Source organism: Nocardiopsis sp. MG754419, assembly GCF_018207095.1.
Taxonomy (GTDB): domain Bacteria; phylum Actinomycetota; class Actinomycetes; order Streptosporangiales; family Streptosporangiaceae; genus Nocardiopsis.
The window spans coordinates 1-5951 of record NZ_QOCZ01000228.1; the positions used below are offsets into that span (position 1 = coordinate 1).

Consider the following 5951-nt stretch of genomic DNA (forward strand, 5'->3'; position numbering starts at 1 on the left):
CCCCGAGCACCCCCGAGGACGACGCGACCGGCGACGACGAGACGTCCGCCGACACCGCCGCGGCCGAGTCCATCGACCTGGACGAGGAGGGCACCGAGCTCGTCGACGGTGGCGACACCATCGTCATCGAGGCCACCATCTCCGGTGCCAGCGTGAGCACGTCGCAGAGCTGGGACGGCAACGTCGCGCACGACGCGTTCGAGGGTGAGCTCACCCTGCCCGGCGACATCAGCACCCTCTCCGACGGTGAGGAGATCACGGTCGAGGTCGTCCCGGTCGTCGACCAGGGCGTCGTGCAGGTCGAGGACGCCGGTTACCTCTGGAACGACGCCTACACCAACCTGTACCTGGCCTTCTCGGTCGACGGTGAGGTCGTGAACGGCTACCCGCTCGCCGAGAGCGCCGCGGGCATCACCACCGCCGTCGCCGACGGTGGCGGGGAAGGCGACGACGGCTCGGGCGACGACAAGACCCCGCCGCGTGAGCGCGACAAGGACACGCTCCCCGCGACGGACGTCAAGGACGCCGAGCCGCTCGCCCAGACGGGTTCGCCGATCATCGGTCTGATCGCCGCGGGCGCCGCGATCGCCGCCGGTGGTGGCGCCGCCGCCTACCTGGCGCGACGCAAGAAGAACGCCGCTGAGGCCGACGAGAACGCGACCGCCGAGAGCTGAGACTCCAGCGGTCCGCGCGAGGCGCCGACCCTCGCGTGAGAACGACACGGAAGGCCCCGGGGAGATCGACTCCCCGGGGCCTTCCGTGTCGTGTTCCGGTCGGTGATCGCCGGTCGCGTCCGCGGTGTCTACTCGCGCATGAGGTAGGAGGCCAGGCCCCGGGCGATGGCGTCGGCGGCGTTCTCCTGCCAGGCGGTGTCCGTCAGCAGGGCGGCGTCCTCCGGGTTGCGCATGTTGCCGGCCTCCAGGAACACCTTCGGCACCGTGGACAGGTTGAGTCCGCCCAGGTCGGTGCGTTCGTCCAGCCCCTCCTCGGCGAGGTAGTCCGCGTAGGGCATGTCGCCGCCCTCCAGGTACTCGCGGCGGATGTCCTCGCCGAGCAGGGCGGACGGCTCCACGATCTCCTCGGTCAGCCCGGTCACCTCGCCCGGGGTGATGACGTGGAAGCCCCGTCCGGACTCCGGACCACCGTCGGCGTGGATGGACAGGGCCGCGTCGGCCTCGTTGTCGTTGCCGATCGCGGCGCGTTCGTTGACGCAGGGGCCGACACCCTCGTTGTCCTCCCGGGTGAGGACCACCGTGACCCCGTCGGCCTCCAGGCGCTCCTTGACCAGGAGGGACAGGTCCCAGTTGAACTCGTGTTCGGAGTAGCCGTCGGCGGTCTCCGCGCCCACGGTGTCGCAGGCCTTCTCGGTGTTGCCCGCGTCGACCTGGGTGTTGATCTCGCTGGGGGCGTCCGCGTTGCCGCCGTTGTGGCCGGGGTCGATCACCACCACCTTGCCGCCCAGGGGGCCCGCGCCCGACGGGTCGGTGTCCCCGCCCGCCTCACCACCGTCACCGTCACCGTCGCCCCCGGTCTCCCCGTTCGCGTCCTCGGGTCCGGGCAACGGTGGGGCGGCCGTGGGATCGCCGTCGGGGGCGCCGTCGGCGGGCGCGGTGCAGGCCGCGGTCCACAGCACCGCGAGAGAGAGCAACGCCAGGGTGCGGGCGGAACGGCCCCGGTGCCCTGATCCAGATGGTGCGGAGTCGAGCATGCCCCACAACCTAGCCGGTGACGGTGACCCGGTCGTACCTCCCGGACGGGAGCGAACGTCGTATATCGGAAATGCCTTCTCGCTCCACGGGTCCGAAAAAGTGACCCGTATCGGTCCGATCTCACGTTTCGCGGCGCGCGCGGAGCGCCTTTTCTCTTCTCGCGACGCGCTCACGGACCATCGGTTGACACGTGCGACGAACAATCACCCAGCGCTTTATCAATGATCACCCATGGCAATGAAGGAATCATCGTGATCTGCTTGTGATGTGTCCGCGGATGATTTGATCTTTGTCGGACAGTAGTGTCCCCGGAGGGACCGGGAAGTGACAAGAAGGTTCGACGGCCACCTGCCCCTCTGCGCCCAGGTCGGATCCGCCCGGTGTTCCCAGGACGAGGGTTTCTGAACGCCCTCGCCATCCCCCGACCGATCCTGGCTCGTGACTCCATGTTCCGAGATCTCCCCGTCCGGTTCTCCGGCGGTGGTTCGCGTGACCAGGCCGGCCCGTCCCCGGGCCGGACGTATCCGAATGAGGATTGTCTTGCGTAGAACTCGCAGCATCACCGCGCGTCGTGTCCTTCAGGGAAGCGCCGCCTTCGTCGGTTTCGGTGCCCTGAGCCTGGCCGCCGCCATGCCGGCGCAGGCCGACACCGTCCTGTACGGCTCCGCCACCGCCAGTGTGTACGGGCAGGAGACCTACCTGGAGGGCACCCCGCAGGGCGAGGAGGGCGCGGCCGGGGACCACTTCGCCGTCGAGGCGGAGACCTTCCTGACGCTCGACGCCGAGACCGACGTCCGTGTGGACGCCGCCGGTGTGCACTCGACCGTCACGGTCAACAGCGCCCACGCCCGGCTCACGCTCGAGGACGTCCTGGGCATCATCGACGCGACCGACACCGAGCAGCTCTCCTCCGAGGGTGACGTGACCACCTTCGCCGCGGACGAGACCGTCGAGACCCTCGACGAGAGTGACCTGCTCATCGACGTCGAGTTCACCGGCGCCTCGGTCTCGGTCACCAAGGCCTGGGACGGCACCCACACCACCGACTTCGTCGAGGGCACCGTCCAGGAGAACGTCAACGAGCTGGACCTCGGTATCTCCGTCCTCCACGAGGTCGGCGAGGGCGAGTTCGAGGACCGGTTCAGTGAGGACGTCGTCTGGGACGGCGCCTTCAACCTCCTCTACACCGAGTTCGACGCCGGTGAGCTGGGTGGGATCGACTTCTACCTGGCCGAGGCCGTCGCGGCCACCACCGATGGGGACCTGGGTGGCGACGACGGTGACGGTGGCGGTGACGACGGCGGCGAGGACGGCGGTGACGACGACGCCGGTGAGGGCGACGGCGGCGGTGACGAGGACGCCGGTGAGGGCGACGGTGACCCGGGCGAGGACGGCAAGGAACACGACAAGGGCGACGGTGACCAGGCCGAGGAGGGCAAGGACGGCAAGGACCAGGGCAAGGACGAGGACCTCGCCCGGACCGGTTCGCCCATCGCCGCCCTGATCGGCGCCGGTGCGGCGCTCGCCGCCGGTGGTGGCGCCGCCGCCTACCTGGCCCGTCGCCGGAAGAAGAACAACGAGGCGGCCGAGGAGACCGACGAGAGCTGAGTCTGAGCGGCCGGTCCCGCCGCCTGAGCGCGGGACGGCCGTCAGGGCCCCGGACGCCCGAGGGCGCCGGGGCCCGCTTTCGTCGCACGCCTCCACGGATCCACCTCGTCGAGGCCGGTCACCCCCGGTCCCGGGTGGGGCGCGCTCGTGCCCGGACCCCCGTCCGGGGCACGTCCGCCGAACCGGCCGGGCGGCGGCTCGGGCACGCACCGCCCTGTCCGTCGTCGCGAGGACGGACGGGCGTCCCGCCCACGCTCGGAGCCACCCGGCGACCGGGTCCACCTCGGGCACCTCGTGGTTCCGGTCCCCGGTGTCGCGTCCCACGGCGGATCGAACCCGGAAGCGCCCGGCACCGGGGGACGGCGTCGTCGTTGGAACGGTTTCCGATTTGTGATCAAGGGACTAGGCTCGCCTTGTGGACCGTCATCCGTACGGTGCTCCCCACGACCGACTACCCCGAACGGATCGAGTCCCTCCTCGACCTCCGCGCGGCAGCGCGTCCGGCCGATCGGACCGGACCGTACCCCCGCTCCTGTGCACCGGCGCCGGTCCGGGGCCGACCCTCGGGTCGGGCATCCCCCGAGAACAACAGGAGTGTTGTGGTGACTCCCGCCGAATCATCCACCCGTCGCCTCCTCGCCGGGGGAACGCTCTTCGTCGCGCTGGGCGCGCTCGGCGTCGCCTCGGCGCCCCCCGCGGCCGCCGGGCCACTCGTCTGGGGCAGCGCCCAGGCCTGGTTGGCCGACGGCGACCTGGTCACCGGTTACTCCACCGCGATCAGTTTCGGTGGTGAACGGCGTGACGAGGCCGCCGCGGAGCCCCTCCTGGGTCCGTTGGCCGCCTACGCCCAGGTCCGGGGTGAGAGCCGGGCCGTGGTGCAGGACGAGACCGGGGCGCGTTCGGAGGCCCGGATCGACGAGGTGCGGGTGAGCCTCGGCGTCGACGACCTGATCCGACTCGGCATGATCGACCGGCCGGACGAGGGGTCCGGGCCCTCGCCGAGTCCCACCGGCGGGCCCGAGGACGATTCCGAGGAGACCGGGACCGACCGCACCGAGGGCGCGGGGGAGCGTGAGCGTCAGCAGGCCGACGAACCCACCCCGAACATCCCCTTCGAAGAGCCCTCCACGTCCCCCAGCGCGTCCCCGTCCGAGGAGGACGTGGTGATGTTCGGGGAGGGGGAGTCGGAGAACCTCTCCAGCGACGGCAACGCGGTCGAGTTCACCCTGGAGGACGTGCGCGCGAGCGCCGAGGCCGACTTCGAGGGGCGGACCGCGGCGAGCCTGGAGTACGGCGAGATCACCGCCTTCGGCGCCGCCCTACCGGAGTTCGAGGACGACCACCTGGCGCAGGAGACCCTGGAGGTCATCGACACCGACGGTGCGACGGTCGACGAGGTGCCCGTCGGTGTCCGCTTCATCGAACACGAGAGCACGTTCGAGGACGACCAGGAGGACTGGGAGGGCGAGGGTGTTCGGTCCGCCCTCACCGTGTGGGTCCAGATCGGTGATCCCGAGGACGAGAACGGCTTCGCCGTCGACTTCGCGGATGTCTGGGCGATCGGTTCCACCCACGCGGTCGACGCGCGTGAGGGCGGTGGGAACGAGGAACGCGGTGAGACGAGCGCGGACGAGGCGGCTGCACCGAGTCCTCGCCTCGCGACCACCGGGAGTTCGATCGCCGCGCTCATCACCGCGGCCGTGGTCGCGGTGGGCGGCGGCGCGAGCGCGACCTTCCTGGCGCGCAAGCGCACGACCGCCATGGACGACCGGATCGAGGACTGACCCGGGTCCGCCGGGTCGTACGCCGGTCTTCCGTGCCGAGGGTCGGGGCACGGGAGAGAACCCTTGTTCCGGTCGGGGCCGGGCCGGCGGTTCCGGACGGGTCGGTCGGGGTCGCCCACGGCGGTGCGGGGACGTCGTCGACGCCGGTTCAAGGCGCCGGGTGCGTGGCCGTGAGCGTATGTGAGTGGGCGGATCACCCCGTCCGGGTGACCCGCCCATGCACTGCTCTCGTCAGTAGCCGGAGTTCGTCCGGCCGCTCCCCCCGGAATCGGCACAGACCGGGGAGATCACTCCGTACGCTGGCTCGGGATCCCGGCCAACAGAGCGCGGACCTCGGTTTCGCGGTAGCGGCGGTGGCCGCCCAGGGTGCGGATCGAGGTCAGCTTGCCCGCCTTGGCCCAGCGTGTCACGGTCTTGGGGTCCACGCGGAACATGGTGGCGACCTCAGCGGGGGTCAACAGGGGCTCCGCCTCGGGCGTGCGAGTTGACATGTGTACGGCCTCTCCTCCTGGATCTGTGTGCCGATCCTTGAGCCTTTATCCTGGCGCTTGGCCCGGATGTCCAATACTTCCTCTGGGTCCATATTGGCATCACCCGAGGTGATTGCGCGACCACTCCAAGCAACTTTGCACGTGGGAGGCCGCTGAAAGCCGCCCGTGATCGCGTCACGCTAAGTGATTCTAGCGACACGTTTAGTGGCATGTGGCGTATTCGGTCAAAACTTCGTTCTCAGGCCTCGTTTTTCTCGATCCGGAGTGCCCGAAGTGCTAGGGCAGGCCTGACCGAAACCTGAAGGCGGCTGCGGGGGGAGGGGTGGAGCCCCTGGTCGACCGCCGAATCGGGGCAGGTG

At 70.4% G+C, this 5951-nt stretch carries 5 protein-coding genes; 3 read left to right on the forward strand and 2 right to left on the reverse strand.

The window, feature by feature from the left end:
- A partial coding sequence (locus DSY14_RS29065; RefSeq protein WP_249188510.1) for an LPXTG cell wall anchor domain-containing protein occupies nucleotides 1-674 on the forward strand: 674 nt, incomplete at its 5' end.
- 128 nt (nucleotides 675-802) lie between these two features.
- Here the strand turns inward: DSY14_RS29065 and DSY14_RS26405 are convergent.
- Nucleotides 803-1708, reverse strand: a complete 906-nt coding sequence (locus DSY14_RS26405) for an N-acetylmuramoyl-L-alanine amidase (protein ID WP_211719325.1) — start codon at nucleotides 1706-1708, stop codon at nucleotides 803-805.
- Nucleotides 1709-2249: 541 nt separating this feature from the next.
- On the opposite strand from DSY14_RS26405, the gene DSY14_RS26410 reads away from it, so the two are divergent.
- Nucleotides 2250-3317, forward strand: a complete 1068-nt coding sequence (locus DSY14_RS26410; RefSeq protein ID WP_211719326.1) for a DNA primase — start codon at nucleotides 2250-2252, stop codon at nucleotides 3315-3317.
- Between the two features lie 602 nt (nucleotides 3318-3919).
- A complete protein-coding gene (locus DSY14_RS26415) occupies nucleotides 3920-5101 on the forward strand; it encodes a hypothetical protein (RefSeq protein ID WP_307851341.1) in 1182 nt (393 codons plus the stop codon).
- Between the two features lie 287 nt (nucleotides 5102-5388).
- Here DSY14_RS26415 and bldC read toward each other — a convergent pair whose 3' ends face one another.
- Nucleotides 5389-5592, reverse strand: a complete 204-nt coding sequence (bldC, locus tag DSY14_RS26420) for a developmental transcriptional regulator BldC (protein WP_013155387.1) — start codon at nucleotides 5590-5592, stop codon at nucleotides 5389-5391.
- Nucleotides 5593-5951: the final 359 nt, after the last annotated feature.

Bases quoted from the DNA above. Each gene is read 5' to 3' on its own strand.
- DSY14_RS26405 (WP_211719325.1), bottom strand. From the start codon at position 1,708: ATGCTCGACTCCGCACCATCTGGATCAGGGCACCGGGGCCGTTCCGCC.
- bldC (WP_013155387.1), bottom strand. From the start codon at position 5,592: ATGTCAACTCGCACGCCCGAGGCGGAGCCCCTGTTGACCCCCGCTGAG.